At 58.8% G+C, this 19,493-nt stretch carries 24 protein-coding genes; 8 read left to right on the forward strand and 16 right to left on the reverse strand.

The annotated features are described in order from the left end of the window. Positions 1 to 30: 30 nt before the first annotated feature. Together ABWU19_RS05745 and ABWU19_RS05750 are read left to right on the forward strand one after the other, a co-directional pair. On the forward strand, positions 31 to 534 hold the full coding sequence (locus ABWU19_RS05745) for a peroxiredoxin (RefSeq protein ID WP_435900797.1): 504 nt from the start codon (positions 31 to 33) through the stop codon (positions 532 to 534). Positions 535 to 580: 46 nt separating this feature from the next. After that, positions 581 to 1,078, forward strand: coding sequence for a peroxiredoxin (locus ABWU19_RS05750; protein WP_435900798.1), 498 nt, complete (start codon positions 581 to 583; stop codon positions 1,076 to 1,078). Positions 1,079 to 1,167: 89 nt separating this feature from the next. Here the strand turns inward: ABWU19_RS05750 and ABWU19_RS05755 are convergent, their stop codons facing one another. From ABWU19_RS05755 to bshA, 5 genes are all read right to left on the reverse strand, one after another. Then, positions 1,168 to 2,925, reverse strand: coding sequence for a penicillin-binding transpeptidase domain-containing protein (locus ABWU19_RS05755; protein WP_435900799.1), 1,758 nt, complete (start codon positions 2,923 to 2,925; stop codon positions 1,168 to 1,170). A 9-nt stretch (positions 2,926 to 2,934) separates the two neighbouring features. Continuing rightward, the gene (gene mreD, locus ABWU19_RS05760; protein WP_435900800.1) at positions 2,935 to 3,411 is read right to left on the reverse strand and encodes a rod shape-determining protein MreD; all 477 of its coding nucleotides are present in this window, start codon (positions 3,409 to 3,411) and stop codon (positions 2,935 to 2,937) included. Between the two features lie 94 nt (positions 3,412 to 3,505). Continuing rightward, positions 3,506 to 4,297 carry a rod shape-determining protein MreC gene (gene mreC, locus ABWU19_RS05765; protein ID WP_435900801.1) on the reverse strand — a complete coding sequence of 264 codons (792 nt, stop codon included), beginning with the start codon at positions 4,295 to 4,297 and terminating at the stop codon, positions 3,506 to 3,508. Positions 4,298 to 4,761: 464 nt separating this feature from the next. After that, positions 4,762 to 5,130, reverse strand: coding sequence for a large conductance mechanosensitive channel protein MscL (mscL, locus tag ABWU19_RS05770; RefSeq protein WP_435900802.1), 369 nt, complete (start codon positions 5,128 to 5,130; stop codon positions 4,762 to 4,764). A gap of 107 nt (positions 5,131 to 5,237) precedes the next feature. Further along, positions 5,238 to 6,344: an N-acetyl-alpha-D-glucosaminyl L-malate synthase BshA gene (bshA, locus tag ABWU19_RS05775; protein WP_435900803.1), complete on the reverse strand. Its 1,107-nt coding sequence runs from the start codon at positions 6,342 to 6,344 to the stop codon at positions 5,238 to 5,240. Positions 6,345 to 6,487: 143 nt separating this feature from the next. Here bshA and ABWU19_RS05780 point away from each other — a divergent pair, with 143 nt between their 5' ends. From ABWU19_RS05780 to hisH, 3 genes are read left to right on the forward strand one after another with little or no spacing between them, the layout of a single operon-like run. Then, entirely contained in the window at positions 6,488 to 7,546 is a 1,059-nt protein-coding gene (locus tag ABWU19_RS05780) for a pyridoxal phosphate-dependent aminotransferase (protein ID WP_435900804.1), read from the forward strand. Continuing rightward, entirely contained in the window at positions 7,539 to 8,123 is a 585-nt protein-coding gene (hisB, locus tag ABWU19_RS05785; RefSeq protein WP_435900805.1) for an imidazoleglycerol-phosphate dehydratase HisB, read from the forward strand. Before ABWU19_RS05780 ends, hisB begins: the two co-directional genes overlap by 8 nt. 4 nt (positions 8,124 to 8,127) lie before the next feature. Continuing rightward, positions 8,128 to 8,727 (forward strand): imidazole glycerol phosphate synthase subunit HisH, encoded by a 600-nt coding sequence (gene hisH, locus ABWU19_RS05790; RefSeq protein ID WP_435900806.1) that lies wholly within the window; start codon positions 8,128 to 8,130, stop codon positions 8,725 to 8,727. Between the two features lie 142 nt (positions 8,728 to 8,869). Here hisH and ABWU19_RS05795 read toward each other — a convergent pair whose 3' ends face one another. The 4 genes from ABWU19_RS05795 to ABWU19_RS05810 all read right to left on the reverse strand — a co-directional run bounded on the left by ABWU19_RS05795 (position 8,870) and on the right by ABWU19_RS05810 (position 12,246). Then, positions 8,870 to 9,787: a carbohydrate kinase family protein gene (locus tag ABWU19_RS05795; RefSeq protein ID WP_435900807.1), complete on the reverse strand. Its 918-nt coding sequence runs from the start codon at positions 9,785 to 9,787 to the stop codon at positions 8,870 to 8,872. Between the two features lie 115 nt (positions 9,788 to 9,902). Beyond that, entirely contained in the window at positions 9,903 to 10,709 is an 807-nt protein-coding gene (gene rsmA / locus ABWU19_RS05800; RefSeq protein ID WP_435900808.1) for a 16S rRNA (adenine(1518)-N(6)/adenine(1519)-N(6))-dimethyltransferase RsmA, read from the reverse strand. Between the two features lie 90 nt (positions 10,710 to 10,799). Continuing rightward, entirely contained in the window at positions 10,800 to 11,561 is a 762-nt protein-coding gene (locus tag ABWU19_RS05805; RefSeq protein ID WP_435900817.1) for a metallophosphoesterase, read from the reverse strand. A 16-nt stretch (positions 11,562 to 11,577) separates the two neighbouring features. Then, on the reverse strand, positions 11,578 to 12,246 hold the full coding sequence (locus ABWU19_RS05810) for a Rad52/Rad22 family DNA repair protein (protein ID WP_435900809.1): 669 nt from the start codon (positions 12,244 to 12,246) through the stop codon (positions 11,578 to 11,580). Positions 12,247 to 12,547: 301 nt separating this feature from the next. Between ABWU19_RS05810 and rplJ the strand changes: the two genes are divergently transcribed. Together rplJ and rplL are read left to right on the forward strand one after the other, a co-directional pair. Continuing rightward, the gene (rplJ, locus tag ABWU19_RS05815; RefSeq protein ID WP_435900810.1) at positions 12,548 to 13,072 is read left to right on the forward strand and encodes a 50S ribosomal protein L10; all 525 of its coding nucleotides are present in this window, start codon (positions 12,548 to 12,550) and stop codon (positions 13,070 to 13,072) included. A 19-nt stretch (positions 13,073 to 13,091) separates the two neighbouring features. Beyond that, positions 13,092 to 13,469, forward strand: a complete 378-nt coding sequence (gene rplL, locus ABWU19_RS05820; RefSeq protein ID WP_435900811.1) for a 50S ribosomal protein L7/L12 — start codon at positions 13,092 to 13,094, stop codon at positions 13,467 to 13,469. Between the two features lie 47 nt (positions 13,470 to 13,516). Here rplL and ABWU19_RS05825 read toward each other — a convergent pair whose 3' ends face one another. After that, a complete protein-coding gene (locus ABWU19_RS05825) occupies positions 13,517 to 14,587 on the reverse strand; it encodes a lipocalin family protein (RefSeq protein WP_435900812.1) in 1,071 nt (356 codons plus the stop codon). A 74-nt stretch (positions 14,588 to 14,661) separates the two neighbouring features. Between ABWU19_RS05825 and ABWU19_RS05830 the strand changes: the two genes are divergently transcribed. After that, complete coding sequence (locus tag ABWU19_RS05830; RefSeq protein ID WP_435900813.1) at positions 14,662 to 15,429, forward strand: TatD family hydrolase; 768 nt, start codon at positions 14,662 to 14,664, stop codon at positions 15,427 to 15,429. Positions 15,430 to 15,633: 204 nt separating this feature from the next. Here the strand turns inward: ABWU19_RS05830 and ABWU19_RS05835 are convergent, their stop codons facing one another. From ABWU19_RS05835 to rpmG, 6 genes are all read right to left on the reverse strand, one after another. Then, complete coding sequence (locus ABWU19_RS05835) at positions 15,634 to 16,536, reverse strand: cation diffusion facilitator family transporter (protein WP_435900814.1); 903 nt, start codon at positions 16,534 to 16,536, stop codon at positions 15,634 to 15,636. A gap of 573 nt (positions 16,537 to 17,109) precedes the next feature. Next, positions 17,110 to 17,811: a 50S ribosomal protein L1 gene (gene rplA / locus ABWU19_RS05840; RefSeq protein WP_435900815.1), complete on the reverse strand. Its 702-nt coding sequence runs from the start codon at positions 17,809 to 17,811 to the stop codon at positions 17,110 to 17,112. After that, on the reverse strand, positions 17,804 to 18,238 hold the full coding sequence (gene rplK, locus ABWU19_RS05845) for a 50S ribosomal protein L11 (RefSeq protein WP_314136818.1): 435 nt from the start codon (positions 18,236 to 18,238) through the stop codon (positions 17,804 to 17,806). The genes rplA and rplK overlap by 8 nt, the downstream gene beginning before the upstream one ends. Positions 18,239 to 18,388: 150 nt before the next feature. Beyond that, positions 18,389 to 18,946, reverse strand: a complete 558-nt coding sequence (gene nusG / locus ABWU19_RS05850; protein WP_027877191.1) for a transcription termination/antitermination protein NusG — start codon at positions 18,944 to 18,946, stop codon at positions 18,389 to 18,391. A 17-nt stretch (positions 18,947 to 18,963) separates the two neighbouring features. Continuing rightward, positions 18,964 to 19,182, reverse strand: coding sequence for a preprotein translocase subunit SecE (gene secE / locus ABWU19_RS05855; protein WP_435900816.1), 219 nt, complete (start codon positions 19,180 to 19,182; stop codon positions 18,964 to 18,966). A 9-nt stretch (positions 19,183 to 19,191) separates the two neighbouring features. Beyond that, the gene (gene rpmG, locus ABWU19_RS05860; RefSeq protein WP_013013465.1) at positions 19,192 to 19,356 is read right to left on the reverse strand and encodes a 50S ribosomal protein L33; all 165 of its coding nucleotides are present in this window, start codon (positions 19,354 to 19,356) and stop codon (positions 19,192 to 19,194) included. Positions 19,357 to 19,493: the final 137 nt, after the last annotated feature.

Consider the following 19,493-nt stretch of genomic DNA (forward strand, 5'->3'; position numbering starts at 1 on the left):
AGGGTAGCGTAAAACCTTCATACTGAAAATATGAAACTCAAACCCGGCGACCCCGCCCCGCTGATTCGGGTACAGGACGCGCTGGGCCGAGCCGTAGACCTGGCCGAGCTGGTGCGGCAGGGGCGCTACATTGTGCTGTGGTTTTATCCTAAAGCCAGCTCGCCCGGTTGTACGGCCCAGGCCAGGCAGTACGCCGAGCTGCGCGACGCTTTCCAGCAGCTTGGTGCGGAGGTGTTCGGGGTGAGCCGGGACCCTGCCTCGGCCCAGTGTGATTTTATCGATAAGCTGGCGCTGGGGGGCGGTATGATTCCCGATCAGTCGGGCCTGTTGGGGCGTGCGTTTGGGGTTGGGGGTTTTTTGGGACTGGGCGCTTTACTGGGTTTGTATAACCGCGACACCATCCTGATTAGCCCCCAGGGCAAGGTCGAGCAGGTCTGGCGCAACGTCAACCCCTTCCGCGATGCCCAGGTGGTGCTGGAGTACCTGGAGTCGAAGATGAAAGCCGCTGGGCAGCTCGAGGCCGCTTCAAGATGAAGCCTGGCCTACAGCCGATGATGAACTTTGCCATCAAACTTTAGTCATGCGGCGCTTGTGGTGGATGCTTCTGGTACTGGCCCCGGTGCTGGCACTGGCTCCTGGTGACCCGGTGGCCTTGCCCAAGGTACAGGATTCCTATGGCAGGCCTGTAGACCTGGCGGCCATAGCTAAGGAGGGAAGGTATCTGCTGTTTTGGTTTTATCCCAAGGCCAGCTCGCCCGGCTGCACCGCCCAGGGCAAGCGCTATGCAGAGCTTTCCGGCGAGTTCGATAGGCTTGGGGTGGAAATTTTTGGCGTAAGCGCCGACCCTGCCGCCGAGCAGTGTGCCTTTATCGAGCAGATGGCCCTCAAGGGCGCCATGCTGCCCGATAAAGACGGCGCCCTGGCCCGGCTGTTCAAGGTGGGTGGCTTTTTGGGCTTCTACAACCGCGACACCGTTCTGGTCAACCCCAAAGGCCGTATTGAGCGCATATGGCGCAACGTGAATCCCTTTCGCGATGCTGACACAGTGCTGGCCTATGTGCGCGAGCTGAAAAAGTAGGGGAATGGGCTTCCGCAGGCTTTCGTTTTGAGGCTGGCAGGCCAGACGATGGCGATGGGCGGGGAGCAACTTGCTCGAGCGGCCTGGCCTTAGCGCTGCGCCACAGGCTGCCCGACTTTCCAATACGCGGCCATAACTTTTTTGACTGCCGGAAGCGCCACGCCGCTGCCCTCGCCGCCGTTTTCAAAGAAAGCCACCACCACCAAAGGGGGGCGTGGGTCGGCGGGGTCTGTCGGCCCGTAGCCCATGTACCAGGCGTGCTCGAGGCCTGGGGTGAGGGTTTCGTTCTGGGCCGTTCCGGTCTTACCTGCGGTGGCTACCGGAAAATCACCCAGTATGTGCCGGGCGGTACCCCAGGTTACGGTTTTTCGCATGCCTTCTTGCAACTCGCGCCAATAACGGCCGCTCACCAAGGTGGTGGGCCGCTTTATTTCCTGGTTGCCAATTCGACGAACCAGATGCAGCTCGGGCTGCTGACCGTTCTGGGCGATGGTGGTCAGCATTCGGGCAATCTGCACCGGCGTGGCCTTATTGTACCCCTGCCCAATCATGATCGAGAGGGTCTCGCCCGGCCACCAGCGGGGGTCTTTGGGGATGTTCTGCTTCTTCCACTGCAGGGTGGGCACAATCCCGGCTTGTTCGCCGATTTCCAGGCCTGTAGGCCGCCCCACGCCGAGCTCGAGGGCCCGCTTGTGCAGCTTATTTATCATGCCGATTGGATCGAGCATGGCGACCTGGTAGTACCAGGTGTTGCAGCTTTGCGCGATGGCTTCCTTGACGGTCATCATGCCCATATCCACCTTAGCCCAGTTGCGCCGTATGCCACCAAAAACGATGTAGGGGCTGCAGCGGAACGCAGTGTTGGCCGTTACGTAGCCGCTTTCTAAAGCCATGCTCGAGCTTGCCAGCTTGTAGGTGGAGCCGGGTGGATAGGCGTTAACGGCACGGTTCAGGGTAGGGCGGTCCTTGTCGGCGAAAAGCTCGCGGATTTTATCGTTAGGACGTGGCCTGCGGCCAAACAAGTTGGGGTCGAAGGCGGGTGCTGTGGCCATAGCCAAAACCTCGCCACTGCGCGGATCCAGCGCCACGATGGCACCCTTGGCGCGGCTGACCAGAGGAAGACCATAGCGCTGACGGATGCGATTAATGTCGGCTACGGCCTCCTGCAAGGCCTGCTCGGCGGCCTGTTGCAAGTTCAGATCCAGGGTGAGGTAGACGTCGGTGCCAGCCTGGGGTTCTTTGATTTCCTCAAAGCGCACCCGCTGGCCTCTGGCATTTACCTCAGCCAGCACCACCCCTTTGACACCCCTGAGCTGAGGCTCCAGGGCGGCCTCGAGGCCCGAAGCGCCCACCAGCTCCTCTGGCTCGTAGCCTTCCTTGAGCTGCTCCTGGCTGGGTAGGGCCGTGTAACCGATAACTGGCCCCGCAATTGGATTGGGATAGATGCGCTCGATTCGCTCGAGAAGCTTCAGGTTCGGCTCGCCTGCAGCCAGCTCGGCCAGGGTGGGGACAAGGGCTTCGGGGACGTTGACCATCAGTTCCACTGGCTCACGCCCTGCCTCGGGTAGGGCTTTGAGTCCGGTCAGGGCCAGAAGCCGATCCTTGAACTGCACCTCGCCCCCCATGTAAAGCAAATCTACTGCCAGCCGGTTGGTTGCGATTACCCGGCCGTTGCGGTCAAATATTCTCCCCCGGGGGGCTAGGGTGGTCTCGGTGCGCAGGTAATTGCCCTGGCTGCGGGTGGCGTACTGCTCGTACTGCACCACCTGGAGCTGCCATAGCCGTGCTGCAAACAGCACCAGCATCAGGTAAAAAATCCCCAGCAGGATCCAGACACGGCTGTTCACAGGGTGCTCCTACTTGCTGCGACCTGCATAAAGCTGCTGATAAAGCCAAAACGCCAGAGGCGCAATCAATAGGGTTAGCAGCATCTCCGGTACCATAACCGACCAAAGGGTGAGAGGGTTGAACTGTCCCAGCCGTAGCCAGAGGGCCACCAGCATGATCCCGAGCCACTTGGCCACAAAGCTTCCCCCCAGAATAACCATTTGCCCGGCCAGCTCATCCCAGTGCACCAGGCGCGAAAGCCGGTAGTAGGCGTACGCGGCCAGCAGCAGCCCCACCGCATGTAGCCCGGGGTATCCGGCCGAGAGCAGGTCTTGCAAAAGCCCTATCGAGAAGGCCAGGGGCAAGCCTAAAAAAGGCGATAAAGCAGCGACCGCCAGCAAGGTAGCCAGATAAATTAGATCGGGTGGTGGGATGGTGTCACCCAACAGCCCGGAAAAAAAACCCTGGAGAATAAACGCTAAAACGATAAGCAGAATCAGTCGCATAGGTGGGTAGGAGCGTTCAGCGCGATAAAAAACCGGATGCGGCAGAAAGGCACAGGGGGCTTTTCAGGGATGTGTGTTTTTTGCCGACCCGGAATCATAGTGGCCTTAGTACCTGCACTTCCTCCAGCAGCGAGAGCTGCACAGCCGGCCGTACCAGCAAAACCTTTTTCAAAGCTCCTGGTGATACAGGCAGTACCTGCTCGACCGTACCCACCGTAATTCCGGCAGGGTAAAGCCCCTGCAGGGCACCCGAAACCACCTTATCGCCGGGTTTGACACTGGCTTCGGGTGCAATTTCAACCCGCAACATCCGCGGGGGAGCGCCATAGGCAATACCTCGACCAGGCGCGCCTGCCAGCCGAACCCCCACCCTCGACTCGGGGTCGAGGATGGTTCGCACGACGGCGTTGTTGGCTGTAACCTCGGTAATAATGCCTACCAGCCCATTGGCAGAGGTTACAGGCATTCCCACCCGCAGCCCCTGGGCCGCACCAGCACCCAAGAAAAGCCGCCGGTACAGCCCCGAGGGGTCGTCGTCAATGACCGGCGCCACTGCAACTACCCCCAGACCCTGAACCGCCTGTACCCGCAAGGTGGCCTGCAGACGACGGTTTTCCAGGGTTAAGCGCTGGTTTTCTTGTCGCAATAGCTGCAACTCTGCCTGCATGCGCCGCTGTTCAGCCCGCAGATCACGCCGGTCAAAAATAGCAGCCAGGCTAGCCCTGGTATTTTGGCCTAAGCGAAAGGAAAAACCAAACAAAGGTGCAATGCTCGCGGCAAACTCCCCCGGCAGGGTGGGGGCCGATTGGCGGGTGATGGTTGCCAGAAGTATACCCAGCAGCAGTAGTCCTGCCAACAAACCCCGACGCAATAAGGTATCGCTCACGACCTACCACCCTCGAGGCCATGCAATTGAATGTGGCTTGCCATTAAACCTCTCAACAACCCAACTCCCAAACAAGAGTCTAGCCTACCTTAGGCCACCCGGCTCTATACCGGGCAGGAATATATTACGTTATCGCGGCCTTTGCTTTTTTTACCCCTGGGAGCAGCGGCAAAAATAGGCCTGAGACAGCCCTCTGTGAAGAGCGCTCCAAACTTTGAGAAAGGCTTTGCCTGGTGCAACAGTGCACACATGGGTTCTGGGTGCTTCCCCATTACACCAGGATGGAGCATGGCGCCCAAGAGCTTTGGCAGGCCCAACGGCGTGTGCTAATAATCACCCCAAAAAACACCCGCCAGCCAGACGGGTGTTTGACAGAACTGCTGTGCCCAGGTGAAGCCCAGTACACTCCCTTCGGTCGGGGTGAACAGTTACCAAACTCGGTATTGTGCGTGCTGGCAACAGTCTTATTTCTTCAGGGCATCGCGGATTTCGCGCAGCAGGACAACTTCCTCGGGTGGGGCCGCAGGAGCAGCCTCGGGCTCTTTTCTTCTGGACATCTCCTGTAGCTTGTTCATGGGGGTGACCACAAAGAAATAAAGAGCAAAGGCCACCATCAGAAAGCTCACCACGGCATTCATAAACTTGCCGATGTTCAACGCCCCCAGCTTGAGGGCCGAGAAGTCGGGTGCACCAAAAATCATGCCAATTAAGGGGGTAATGATATCCGCAACCAGTGAGTTGACAATGGCCCCAAAGGCACCCCCAATAATCACACCAACCGCCAGGTCGAGTACATTTCCACGCATGATGAACTTTTTGAACCCTTCCAGCATACCAACCTCCTTGTTTGGTGCCAGGCCAGCACACCGTTTGGTGATGAGCCTACACCAGGGATGTGAAAGCCTTTTGTAAGGCCAAATCTGGGAAAACCTGGAGGTCATCAAACCGAGGATTCTGGCTCGAGGGTTTTAGCCAGCCGATAAACCTGCTCATACTGATGGGTGATGTGTTCGGGGTTGAAATGGGCCTGGGCATAGCTTCGGGCTGCCTCGCGCATCTGGGCCAGGTTGGGGGATGTAAGCAGTTCTACTACCGCTTGTGCGAAGGCCTCGAGGTCGCCAAACTCCACCAGGCGGCCCACTTCCGGGGTGAGCCATTCCGGAATACCGCCAACCCGGGTCGCCACTACCGGAACCCCACAGGCCAGGGCCTCGAGGCCCGACTGACCGAACCCTTCGTACTCCGAGGCCAGTAAGAACACATCCGCCGCCCCGATGACCTCTTCGGGGTTTTTGGCAGTGGCGAGCGATGTTACGCTGTCGTCTACCCCCAGGTTATGGGCAATCGAGAGGGCCTCGGCCCGCTCGGGCCCGCTGCCCACCAGAACCAGCCGGGCCTTTATCTTCTGGCGAACTTTGGCGAAGACATGCACGATATCGCCCACCCGTTTGACCGCCCGGAAGTTGGAGGCGTGTACCAGCAGGAACTCGTCCTGGGCTGCATAGAAGCGTTTGGCCTGGGGGTTGGGTCGAAAGCGTTCGGTATCTACGGCGTTGTAAATGACCTGCGGGCTTACCCCAAAGGTGCGCTGGGCCTGCTGGGCCAGGTTATGCGAGACCGCCGTTACGGCAGCGGCTTTTTGCAGGGCTCTGGCGGTCAGAGTCTGATAGGCCGGGTCTATGCCCAGGAGGGTTACGTCGGTGCCGTGCAGGGTGTGCACCAGGGGAATGCGGCCTTCCGCGGCCAGCTCGGCGGCTACAGCGTGGGGGATGGCGTAGTGGGTGTGGAGTATTTCCAGGTGTTCTTCACGAATGGCCCGCTCGAGCGCCCCCGCCAATGCCAGGGTGTAAAGAGGGGCCGGAAACACCGGATAATTAGGCACCTCCACCGGTACAAACCGCACCGGACTCCCAGCGGGCAAGCGCATGGGAAGCTCGGTGGCAAACAGATAAACCGTATGACCCCTCTGGGCCAGCCGATCGGCCAGCTCCGAGGCCACAATTCCGCTGCCCCCCAGGCCCGGATAACACACCATTCCGATTCGCATGGCCTTAGCCTAAAGAACCTGCCGTGCCTGCATTGGTGCGGGGTTCACGGTTGGGGGACTCGCCTGGGTTTTTTTGCATCTACAGTTTTAGCCTTTGCGCCGCTACCCTTGACGCACGGCCTGCTACTGCCGACAATCGGGGAGTGAAGGCCTTTAAGCCCCACCTACATGGACTGCCCAGCTACCCTTACAAAAAGGTAGAAGCGCCCATCAAGCTTGATCAGAACGAAAGCCCCTACGACCTCCCCGCCGAGCTAAAAGAGCGGGTTTTACAGCGCCTGCAAGCGTTGGATTTCAACCGCTACCCTCACCTACACGCCGATGATGTGCGGGAAAGGCTATCGGCGCATCTGGGCTGGCCCATGGAAGGGCTGGTGGTTTCTCCGGGCTCCAACCTGCTCATTCAAGCCCTGGCCCTGGCGGCTGGGCGGGTGCTGGATACTGCGCCTTCTTTTCCTCACTACGCGCTCAGTGCAAAACTGGCGGACACGCCTTATCGGGCCATTTCCCTGGGCCCTGGCTTTGACCTACCGACCGGGGCTTTGCTCGAGGCCATGGAGGCCGAGCCAGGGGTGCTGTTTCTGCCCAACCCCCACGCGCCCACGGCCCGGCTTTTTGCTGATGCGGATATTTACCTTTTGGCCGAAAAAGCTGCGCAAACGGGCTGGTTGCTGGTCTTAGACGAAGCCTACCATCAGTTTTCCGGAACCGACCATTCGCCGCTGGCTCGAGCCAACCCTCAGGTGGCTATCCTGCGTACCTTCTCCAAAGCCTGGGGTCTGGGGGGTATCCGGGCGGGCTACTTGCTGGCTTCGCCAGAAGTGGCGGGTGTGGTGCAGAACTTTGTACCACCCTTTGGCCTGCCGGCCCACACCGCCCAGATTTTGCTCACGCTGCTGGAGTCGCCCGGCTATGTCCAGGACATTGTGCAAAGCCTGGTGGCAGAACGGGAAAAGCTCTTTCAGGCCCTGCAAAAGCACCCTACCTGGCAGGTGTACCCAAGCCAGACCAACTTTCTTCTGATCCGCACCCCGGATGCCGCCGCCGCCTACAGCGGGCTTCTGCGCCAGGGCATCCTGGTGCGGCGGCAGGACCATTACCCTGGCCTGGAGGGGTGTATCCGGGTCTCGCTGGGCACGCCCCAGGAAAACCAGTGCTTTTTGCAGGCTGCCTTCGCCCTGGCCGAGGTGCCCCATGCGTAGCGCCTTCATCGAGCGCAACACCGCCGAGACCCAGATCAAACTGAGCCTGAGCCTCGATGCGGCGCCGGGCGGCCAGATCTCGACCGGCCTGGGGTTTCTCGATCACATGCTATTGGCCCTAGAGCGGCACGGGCGGTTTGGCTTGAGCATCGAAGCGAAGGGCGACCTGGCTGTGGATGTGCACCACCTGGTGGAAGACGTGGGCATCGTGCTGGGTATGGCCCTGCGGCAGGCGGTGGGGGAGGGCAGGGGCCTCGAGCGCTACGGCGAGGCCACCGTGCCCATGGACGAAACCCTGGTGCAGGTGGTGCTGGATCTGTCCGGGCGCAGCCACCTGGCTTTTGTGCCCGAAACGCTGAACATTGAAGGGAGTGCCGGGGGCCTGAATGCCTACCACCTGCGCGAGTTTTTGCGGGGGCTTTGCAACCATGCCGGCCTGACCCTGCACGTGCGGGTCTTGGCGGGGCGCGAAGCCCACCATGTGCTCGAGGCCACCTTCAAGGCCCTGGCCCGGGCCCTCTACCAGGCCACCCGCCTCAGCCGGCCCGACCTGCCCAGCACCAAGGAAGTTCTGTAACGCCATGAAAACCCTCCTGATCGACTACGGCTCGGGCAACCTGCACAGCGCCGCCAAGGCCCTGCAAGCCACGGGCTACCAGGTTACGCTCTCGGACGACCCCCGCCAGGTAGGGCGTTACGACCTGCTGGTTTTGCCCGGACAGGGCCACTTTGGCCAGGTCATGCGCTCCTTCCAGGCCTCGGGCTTCGAGGAGGGGGTGCGGCAGCACATTGCTATGGGCAAGCCCTTTTTGGGAATTTGCGTGGGGATGCAAATCCTATTCGAAGGCTCCGAGGAAGCGCCCGAAACCGCCGGGCTGGGGCTGGTGCGGGGTCGGCTGGCCCGCTTCCAGGCCGCGCGGGTGCCGCAGGTGGGCTGGAACACGGTGGAGTACAGCGACCACTTCGAGCACCTGTCGGGCCGCTACTTCTATTTTGTGCACTCCTACTTTGCCCCCTTGGTTGAGGGGAGCATTGGCATCACCGAGTACGGTGGAACCCGCTTTACTGCGCTTTACGCGTGGGACAACATGGTGGCCCCACAGTTCCACCCGGAAAAAAGTGGCGCGGTGGGGCTTTTGTTGCTCGAGGCCATCCGGCAGTATTTCACTTGCGGGCCGTAATACCCGCTTCAAACTCTTCAATGAGGTACATCCCTGTCAAGCCTGATGCACTTCCAGGTGAACAGCCGCGCCACCGGTCTGTCCTGAAGAGGGGGATCGTCCCTTCGCTCGAGTGGCTGTTCATCCAAACTCGGTATAAGGCCTACCTAGCTTGCATAAGGTCTTCCTCGGTAATCAGCCGCCCTTGTCCGCCAATTGCCGTGGCGGCCAGCGAGCCAGCCAGATTCCCCAGACGGGCGGCGATGAAGGGATCCTTGCCTTGCAGGATGGCATGGGCGAAGGTGGCTGTGAATGCATCGCCGGAGCCGGTGGTATCTACCACTTCCTCCAGGGGATAGGGTTCTATCAGTTCCTGGCGGGTTGGCGTAATCACGATGGAGCCCATCGCCCCAACCTTTACCGCCACCGTTTCGTGGCCCCAACCCTTTAACTCAGCAACCCCATCACTTATAGAGGAAGTACCCGTCAGCGCCTGCAACTCTACCTGGTTCATCAGCAGATAGGGAACCCCGCGCAGGATGTCCAGTAGTTCTTTTCCAGCAGCCCGTACCGCGCCAGTGCCCAGGTCGACAAAGATGGGCAACTCGCGCTTGCGGGCCGCATCCAGGGCATTGATGGCGTATTGTCGTTGGGGGCCTCCCACGAAGGCATAGGCTGAGAAAACAACTGCGTCCACCTGGTCTAGCATTTTGGGCTTAAACTCGGCTGCATCCAGGAAGCGGCTGGCGCCCCCAGCAGAAATCATGGAGCGTTCACCACCCGGAACCAGCAGAATCAGAATCGAAGAGGTGGTTTGCTCCGGGTCTACTTGCAGATATTTGAGGTCAACCTTTACTTTTTCGAGCTGCGATAGGGCTACGCTGCGGAAGGGGTCATCCCCTACCCGGCTGGCCAGGTACACCTTGTTGCCCAAGCTGGCCAGATGGGCCGCCAGGGTGCCTCCTGCGCCTCCAGGCTTCATCACGGCGCGTTGAGCGGGAATTTCCTCGCCCGGCTCAGGGATTCGCTCGAGAAAGTAGATGAGGTCAACCGATACATCTCCTACGACAAAAAATCGCATTCCGGCCTCCCAGCCTTATCTCCCTACTTACAGGATTTACCACAGTCTACCGGCATCCTGAACTGATGTGTACTAGGCTACCCCAGACCCATGAGAAATCTCTAACAAGCCGAGGCTACCCAATGCGATCTACCAGCCGTTCAAACTGCTGCAAACTGAGGGCCTCGCCACGCACAGTCAAGGGAAGGCCAAGCATTTCCAGGGCGTTTGTCACCCTTTCTGGCGCATAGCCAGCGGCTTTTAGGGCATTCACCAGGGTTTTGCGCCGTTGGGCAAAAGCAGCTTCGGCTAAGTGGAAGAGGGCTGGGTGGTCGGGCCTGCCATTGGGCTCCAAACAGACCACAGAGCTCGTTACCTTGGGCGGGGGAAAGAAAGCGCCCGGGGGCACATCCACAATCCGCTGGGCCAGGGCGTGGTACTGCACCCTTAGCGAAAGCAAACCGTACTCGGGCGTGGCGGGCCGGGCGGTCATGCGCAGTGCCACCTCTTTTTGCACGAGCGCAACAATCCGCCGAAACCGACCCGAAAGCAAGAGCCTGGTTATAAGAGGCGTGGCAATGTTGTAGGGCAAGTTGGCGGCAAACAAGCTCTGTGGTGGCAGGCTGGCCCAGTCGAAAACAAGCGCATCGCCCCAGATGATCTGTACTGGCAAACCGGCCAGGGTTTCGGCGTAGACGGCCTCGAGCCGACGATCCATCTCGATGCTGATTACCTTTGCGCCAGCCTCTGCTAAAGCCCTGGTTAGGGTTCCCAGTCCAGGCCCCACCTCATAAACGGTGTCGCCAGGCTGTAGCCCAACCGCTCCGACAATTTTCTGCAAATAGCCCCGCTCGACCAGGAAGTTCTGTCCAAAGCGTTTATCTGCGCTCAGGCCATAGCGACCCAGCAATTCCCGAACAACCTTGGGCGATGTGAGGTTCACGGTTTGGGTAAAGCAGGACAGGTGCGGTGGATGGTAGGGAGATGCAATGTTTGTCTGTTCATGCGGGTAATTCTGCCATTTGCTGGCTGGCTAAAAGATGCTTGCTCCTACTGGAGGAATCTCTACTATTTCCCAGTCCAGCCTGTTCTCATCGAGAATAAGTTCTAGGTACTGATTATGGTCGAGCGCATCGATCAGGGCCAGCTTATCCTTGATCAGAATGCCGTTTTTCATCACGGTGTGCCCGTATACGCCAAAGCGGTAACCCATTCGCTCGACATAGTCGGCATTGCTGAGCCACCACTCCTTGGCTTCACGCCCGTTGTAAAACATTTCATCGTAGGTTTGTAGCCAGGGCACCGGCCCCACGTGGGCAAAATTGACCCCATAGAGATTGATTTGAGCAGGAAAAGTTTGTATCCAGTTTTTTATCTCTTCGGGCAGCTCTACCCCGCCAAGCTCGGGGTGGAACTCTTTGTGCTCGAGGTGGGCGTTGCCCAGCACCAAATCGCCCGAAATAGCAGCATAGTCGTGGTTGCCCATCAGGATGGTGATGTGGTCGGGAGCTGCTTCCTGAAAACGCTTGATACGCACCAATTCGCGAATCTGCGCCCTGGCAGCCGTGCGCAGGTGGTCTGGGTTGTTGGGGTCGTAATCCTCGAGGCCAGTCAGGCGACGGTAGTCGGCCAGGAGCTTCGGATGAACCAGGTCGCCCATCAAAACCACGCGGTAGGTGCCTCGCTTCAAGGGGTCGGTGGGCAGCCAATCCTCCCCCACGGCATAGGAATTCCTCAAAGCCCGCCACATCTTAGGAAAGTCGGCGTGCAAGTCTCCAATCGCAATAACCTTGATCACAGGTATCCTTCGCTCAAGAGGCCTGACCTTTCAGCAAAGCCCGAAGCTCGCCGTAGAGTTTACGGGTTTCCTCGGGATGTTTGCCATACCCCCCATATTTCATCACGATCAGCGCAGCTTGCTTACCCAAACCCGCATGCTTAAGGCGCTCGATCAAACGGTCTATAAGCTCCTGTGGCTCAGGCTTAACCTCGCTGGGAATAGGGGAGCTCGCGCTTCGCTGTAAGGGCTTTGTTTCGGTGGCGGGCTCAATGTAGCCCTCAGCCATACCGAGGACGGGTGGGGTGAACTTTCCACTAACAGGGTCGTGCTCGACCCACTGTTGCTCGAGCTGAATCAGGAAGCGGCCCACGCCAAACTTAACCGCTGCTCGCACAAGCGCTTCGGCAAAAGCAGCTTTGAGGCTATCCCCCTCGCCCACATCTTCTTTGCAAATGTCCATTATGGTCAGCCTGCACTTTACGGCATAAAGGCCGGCTGGTTGGGCTGGGGTCTGAAGCACCTCGTAGCTGTCTTGCCAGCCCTGTACCCCCACCACCTCGTCAAGCCGATCCAGCACGGCTTTGTGGCTTACATAAGGAGCTACCAGGGCCCTTCGCTTGTCTTTAGACAGGGCTTCCACCCGCCACTGCAATTCTTCTGGTGGAAAGGGCTCATGCAACATATCCCAGATGTCGTTCATTGGGCCCCATTCTATCAGCCTGGCAAAGCTTCAATGCCTGGCGCCGCCAAAAACCACCTTGTAATAGGCCAGGTTCTTTTGTATACTTCCTGCTTGGTGTCCTTCCCCGGTCGCGCAATTGACCGTGAAGGCAGCCAAAGACAGCGACGGGCCATATGGCCTTAATCATGTCGCCGAGGCGCTCGTAGGGAAGCGTTTTCGTGGTAAAGCGTTGGGAATTCCCTAATCCCAAGTCAAGCTGGGGTTAATGCGGGTTGGCTGTCGCCAGACGCCGCGTTACAAGCCCCAACCAGGAGGAACTTTGCCTAGCAAGCGCAACATCGAAAACCTCGAGGCGCTTACCGCTACCCTGAAAGGAGCGGCAGGCTCGTTCTTCGTGGTGAACTACCAAGGGTTGGCGGCGGGTCCCACCGGGAAGCTGCGCAAAGTGGTGCGGGAAAAGGGCGGCGAGATTATCGTTGCCAAAAATACCCTCATCCGCAAAGCCATGAGCGACCTGGGGCTGCCGGAAATCGAGGGCCTCAGCGGCCCTTCGGCGGTGGTGGTCTTCTCTGACCCCGCCGCTGTTGCCAAAGCCCTTAAGGAGTTCGCCAAGACGAACGATAAAGGCATTCCTGCTCTTAAAGCGGGCGTGCTCTCGGGACAGGCCCTTACCGGCCAACAGGTGGAGGTCCTGGCCGACCTTCCCAGCCAGAAGGAACTGCAGGCCGAACTCGTCGGAGTGCTGTCGGCTACCATGTCCAACTTCGTGGGTGTGCTGGGAGCAAAGGCTCAGGAATTCGTCGGCATCTTGGATGCCCAGGTTCAGAAACTAGAGGCCGCTTAGGCCAAGTAGGAGGAAAAGAATGGCTCTGGATATCGCTTCTATCAAGGCTCAACTTTCTGGCGCAACCGTGCTGGAACTCAAGCAACTCATCGACGAACTCAAAGAAGAGTGGGGCGTAACTGCTGCTGCTCCGGTGGCCGTGGCCATGCCCGGTGCTGCCGCTGCTGCTGCACCTGCTGTCGAAGAGAAGACCGAGTTTGACGTGGTGCTCAAAGACGCTGGCGCCCAGAAGCTCAACGTCATTAAGGAACTCCGCGCCATTACGGGTCTGGGCCTCAAAGAAGCCAAAGACCTGGCCGAGCAGGGCGGTGTGGTCAAGGAAGGCGTTTCCAAAGAGGAAGCCGAGAAGATCAAGAAGCAGCTCGAGGATGCGGGCGCCAAGGTTGAACTCAAGTAACCTTGTCCCTATGAAAACCCCAGCCCTGCGGCTGGGGTTTTTTCTTCCTATCGCCCCTGTGCAGGGAAGGGGCCAGTGCTGCCCGGAGGGTTGTAGGGGCCGGCCACAAACTCACCCATGCCTTTGGCCGAAACGCCCTGCCCTTGCCAGGTTCCACTGCCCACCACCGGGCCTTCCCAGTAGGCCACGCGGGTGGAGGAGGTCAGAAGCTCCTGGTCTTTGCGCAAGGGCTCGAGGCGAAGACTTAACCCCTCGGCTTCGACCTGCCAGACCAGGTTGTAGTTGCGCCCACTGGGGGATGTCCAGCTTTCAAGCGGTGTCATCTGCGGGTTTTTGAGTTCTCGAACCTGACCCTGGGGGTCAATTGCTGTGGCTGCGAGCTGTACAACCTCGCCTCTGGCATTTTTAACGCGATAAAGCATCAGGTCTACCCCGTTGGAAAGGTGCAGCCCAAACCAGTCCCAGAGGGCCCCCAAGGCTGTGGAGCTACCGCCCTGGCTTCCGATCTGGTCACCCCACTGGTGGTCCATCCAGGCCTCGCCCCGCACCGGTCGCCCAGCGATGACGCCTTCCAGGGCCAGGCGGGTAAAAGACACGTAGTACATTCGTCCGGTTTCGGTGGTGCCCGAGTACCCTGGCGGGTGCACCACAGCGGGCTTGAGTGGGGTCAGGCGCACCTGGATGGGGCCTGCGGAAAGCTGATAGCTGCTGCCATCCTGGATTAGCTTCCAGTCGCCTTGCTCGATACGCAAAGGTGGAAACAACACCAAGGCATCGCCGCGGGGGCGGTCAGTGCGGAAGTCGAAACGCTCTTCGAAGAACTTTTGGTTGGCACGAAGGTCGGTAACGGCGATGTGTGAGGCGTGGTATGGGCCAGGAAAAAAGATGGCCGGGTTAATAAAGCCAATCTGCCAGTTTTGTGGCGCATAGGCTTTGAACAGCGCCCAGTGAAAGGCCAGCCCTTCCTCAGGCAGGTAACCAGACACATACCACCACTCCAAAGGGGCATTGTTGGGTCCCCAGTTGTCGGGGGTGGGCAAGCGGTCGGGGTCTACGGCTTGCAGTGAGGGTAAACAACCAGTAAGAGCCAGCAAAAGTACCATGAGCCAGTAGCGCATAGGGCTAGTGTATGCACGCGATGGCTATTTGGGCTGTAGTCTGGGGCGTAAACTAAAGCTCAGCGGGATTTAGCATGACCGATACCCATTGCCACCTCGACTTTATGGAACCCGAAGAGACCCAGGCTGCTATTCAGGCCTCGAGGGAGTTTAAAGCCATCCTAACCATCGGCACAAACCCAGTGCGCAACCGCAATGCACTGGCCTTAGCGGAAGCGCACCCCCATATCTGGGCAGCCGTAGGTCTACACCCTACCGAAGCCCCGCTGCTTTCACCGGAGCTGGAGGCCGACCTGAAGTATCTGGCCCAGCACCCGAGGGTACGCGCCGTTGGCGAAACCGGGCTGGACTTTTACTGGACACCCGAGACCCGCCAGGCCCAGTACCGGGCGCTGGACTTTCAGCACCAGCTAGCGGCATCGCTGGGTTTGCCGCTTATTTTTCACGTGCGCAGCAAGGAAAGCGATCGGGCAGAACAAGAGATTGCGGAGTGGCTGCTGCAAAACCGTCCCTCGAGGGTTGTCCTTCATGCTTTTGGGGGGCACCCCAGGCTATTAGATGTGGGGTTGGAGCTTGGGGCCTATTTTGGCTTCGCTGGGCCCCTAACCTACAAAAAAAATGCAGCCTTGCGAGAAGCAGCCCGGCAGATTCCCCTTGAACGATTACTGCTCGAAACCGATGCGCCTTTTTTGCCCCCCGAGCCTTACCGGGGCCAGCGCAACCACCCGGCCCTGGTTAGGTTTACCCTGGCTAAACTGGCCGAAATCCGCGGGCTGAGCCTGGAGCAGATGGAGCAGATAACCGACCAAAATGCCCAGGCCTGTTTTGCCTTCAACCGCTAAATCAGGCACACCTACCGCAGCTCTGGAGTGTCTCCATAAGCGAAATGCAAGATGCCGTACCGAAAGTTCGCTTTAGGAATTGCGCCAGGTATGCATTGACTCATTCCGCTGGTTTTGCCAATCTGCCCTGGCGCAACTTGGCATCACGGTGCTCGAGAGAAGCGAAGTCCGGGTAGGGGTTTCTTACGCCACACGACCAGGGCGCTACCCAATCCTGAAGGTTGAATGCTTGGCCTTGTGGTCGGGTTCCACATGGATGGTGGCAGCGACGCCATCCATGCTGGCCTGTAAGGCGTTCTCGAGCCGGTCACAGATCTGATGGGCCTGCTCCACCGAGGTATGCCCGGGTACCACCAGGTGAAACTCCACAAAGGTGCGCGGCCCAGCCCGTCGGGTACGCAGGTCGTGGATTTCCAGTACCCGGCCTTCGGATGCCAGACCCTCGAGGGTATGGTTGAGTGTGTTGCGAATGTCAGCCAGCTCGGCCTCCGAAACCGATTCGTCCATCAGACCCCCCACAGAGTCGCGCACCAGCCGCCAGCCAACCCACAAGATATTGAACGCTACCGCAATAGCCAGCAAGGGGTCGAGCACCCACCAACCGCTTAGCCAGGCCAGCCCGATACCCAGCAGTACCCCAACCGAAGTTAGCACGTCGGTCAGAATGTGCTGCCCATCCGCTATAACCGCAGGTGAACGCCTTTTGCGCCCGCTGCGAATCAGAAACCAACCCAGTGCGGTGTTTATTGCCGAAGCCCCCAGCGAAATCAATAGCCCCGTGCTCAATCCTGCAATAGGTTCTGGCATGAGCAGTCTGGGCCAGGCTTCGCGCACTATGGCCAGGGCGGCCAGCACAATCAGCACCCCTTCCAGCACCGCCGAAAAGTATTCGGCCTTGGTGTGCCCGTACGGATGTCTGCTGTCAGCTGGGCGCCGCGAGACCGACACCGCAATTAAAGCTGCCCCAGCCGCCACAATGTTTACAATAGACTCCAGCGCATCGGAGTACAGGGCTACCGAACCGGTGAGGGCGTAGGCCAGCCACTTCAAGCCAAATACGATTACCGCCACAACCAGGCTCAGGGTGAGGGCTAACGTTGGGGTCATAGGGCCAATACCAAGTTTGGGTAAAAAGTCTCCCATCGGGAGGCTACAGTTCCCGACCGCAGGGACAATCTCCTTCGGGAAAGATCGCTAAAGGGGCTGTTGAACAACGGGAGGCCACTGGGTTTCCCCTGATGGGTGTGAAGGCTATCTTTGTGAAGCTGGTATAGCTGGTGGGGTTGCTCGAGCAAACGCATACCGTTACAAAGATAGTAGTTCCATTGCACTAGAGCGTTCTTCATACTCCTTGAACCTCTTACCAACATTATTGCTGCCTCCTGCACAGGACAGTCCTTGCTGGTTTCAAGTGTGGTTGCGGGTAGCATGTTGGAAAGCCACACAAAAAAGCCCCCGTTGCGGGGAGCTTTTTGCGCGAGATTATCGCGGCCTTCGCCTTTTTGCAGCTGCAAAAATAAGCCCGAGACAGCCCTCTTTATAGGCGGGGCTGTACCATTCTCTAGAGCGCTCTATCGCACGTCTTTACAGACGTTGCCTCCCGGAGGGGAGGCAACTGTGCTGTGCAGAACAAAGCAACCAAGTTGTGGGCAGCTCAATATTGGTGAAGAGCACTCTAACTTACGACTGCTGGGCGGTGCTGGTGCTAACCTTGATGCTGGGCCCCATGGTTGTGGTGAGGTAGATCGAGCGCAGGTAGGTGCCCTTGGCGCTGTCGGGCTTGGCGCTCTCAACGGCTTTGATAAAAGCCCGTACATTCTCGGCGATTTTCTCGGGAGCAAAGCTGGCCTTGCCCACAGGGCCATGCACCACACCGGTTTTGTCGTTGCGGAACTCGATACGACCCGCTTTGATTTCGCGCACCATATCACCGATGTTAAAGCCAACTGTACCGGCTTTGGGGTTGGGCAACATGCCCTTGGGACCCAGGATACGACCGAGCTTCGAGCCCACTGCACCCATTACGTCAGGGGTGGCGACAACCGCATCGAAGTCGGAGCGGCCATCCAGGATTTCCTGGATAATTTCCTCTCCGGCGGCGATGTCGGCGCCAGCGGCCTGGGCCTCGGCGATTTTTTCGCCTTTAGCAATCGCCAGCACGCGCACGCTGCGGCCCGTTCCATGTGGCAGGGCTACCGTAGAGCGCACGTTTTGATCCGACTTTTTGGGGTCGATGCCCAGCTTGACATGCACCTCTACGGTCTCGTCAAACTTGGCGCTTTTAATCTGAGGAATCAGGGCGGCGGCCTCTTCGACCGAGTAAACCTTATTCAGGTCTACTTTTTCCAGCAAAGCCCGATAGCGCTTTCCATGCTTAGGCATTGGGCACCCCCGTTACTTCCACGCCCATGGAGCGGGCCGAACCTGCAATCTGGCGGGCTGCCGCCTCTACATCTCCGGCGTTCATATCTGGCATCTTTTGCTTGGCAATCTGCAGGCACTGCTCCCAGGTGAGCTTGCCCACTTTCTCACGCCCACTCTTGCCCGAGCCTTTCTCGATACCGGCAGCTTTGCGAATCAGGTAAGAGGCGGGGGGAGTCTTGGTGATGAAGGTAAAAGAGCGGTCGGAGAAGATGGTGATCTCCACGGGTACAATGGCGTCGCCCATGTTGGCCGTGGCCGCGTTAAACTGCTTGACGAACTCCATGATGTTGGCACCGTGTTGACCCAGTGCCGGGCCTACTGGGGGTGCAGGCGTGGCCTTACCGGCCGGAAGCTGCAGCTTGACCACAGCGTTGATCTTTTTCATTATTTTTCCTCCTTTGCATTAACCCGCAAATTGCGGGGGTTGGCTCCCACGAACTTCGTGGTGGTATCGCCTTGCTTACAGCTGACAGCAACTAGCCAGGGGCTTTAGGTTTTGCTATCAGCAATCAGCCGCTGTCAATAAGCCTTTGCGCTATGCGCGAACGACCTGCGAAAACTCCAGCTCGACTGGGGTTTCGCGTCCGAAAATGGACACCAGTACCTTGACTTTCTGGCGCTCGAGGTTGACCTCGCTCACCACGCCGGTAAAGTCGGCGAAGGGGCCTGAGGCAACCCGCACCACGTCGCCTTCCTTGAAGGTAACCTGAGGCTTGGGGGCTTCCTTCTTCCCGGCCAGTCCGGAGATTTCCAGCAGGTGCTGCACCTCGTCTGGTGTGAGGGGTACTGGATGGGTTGCGGTGCCCACAAAGCCCGTCACGCCAGGGGTGTTGCGCACCACTTCCCAGGCTTCGTTAACCTCGCCGGGGGTATCGCCTAGATCCACCAGCACATAGATATAGCCGGGGTAGAGTTTACGGCGCACCACTTCTTTTTTGCCCCCCTCGCGGTGCTCCACAACCTCCTCGGTTGGAATCAAGACCTGGAAAATCTTGTCCTGCATCCCGAGGGCTTTTACCCGTTGCTCGAGGTTCTGTTTGACCTTCTCCTCGTGGCCAACATAGGTGTGGACGGCATACCATTCAATGCTCATAGCTTGCACCAATACATTCAGGGTAGGCGCACCGTGATGAAGCGGAAGATGGTGTCAATCAGGCCCAGTACGATCATCGCTACGGTGGCGAATACCAGGATAACCTGGGTGGACTCGATGACCTCTTGACGGGTAGGCCAGGTGACACGGGACAGCTCGGCCCGGGCTTCGCGGAAGTAGTTAATAATCCGCGCACCAAGCGGGCGCCGGGGGGCGGCATTCTGCTCTTGGGCCATATGTCCGCCTTAAACCTTTACTTCCTTGTGGGGCAGGTGCTTATTGCACCAGGGGCAGAACTTCTTGAGCTCGAGCTTGGCAGTGGTATTGCGGCGGTTTTTCTCCGTCGCGTAGTTGCGCCGCTTACACTCGGTGCACTCCAGGAGTAGCTTGATTCGTACGTCGCTTGCCATGTTGATCCTCTTTCAGCCTCCGGCCCAGCCAGACCTTTAAGTGCCTGACCGGGCCAGCAAGCTATTAGTGTAGCACTTTACTCGATGATCTTAGCCACCACACCAGCGCCCACGGTGCGACCGCCTTCACGGATGGC

The organism is Meiothermus cerbereus, from assembly GCF_051297115.1.
Lineage (GTDB): Bacteria > Deinococcota > Deinococci > Deinococcales > Thermaceae > Meiothermus > Meiothermus cerbereus_A.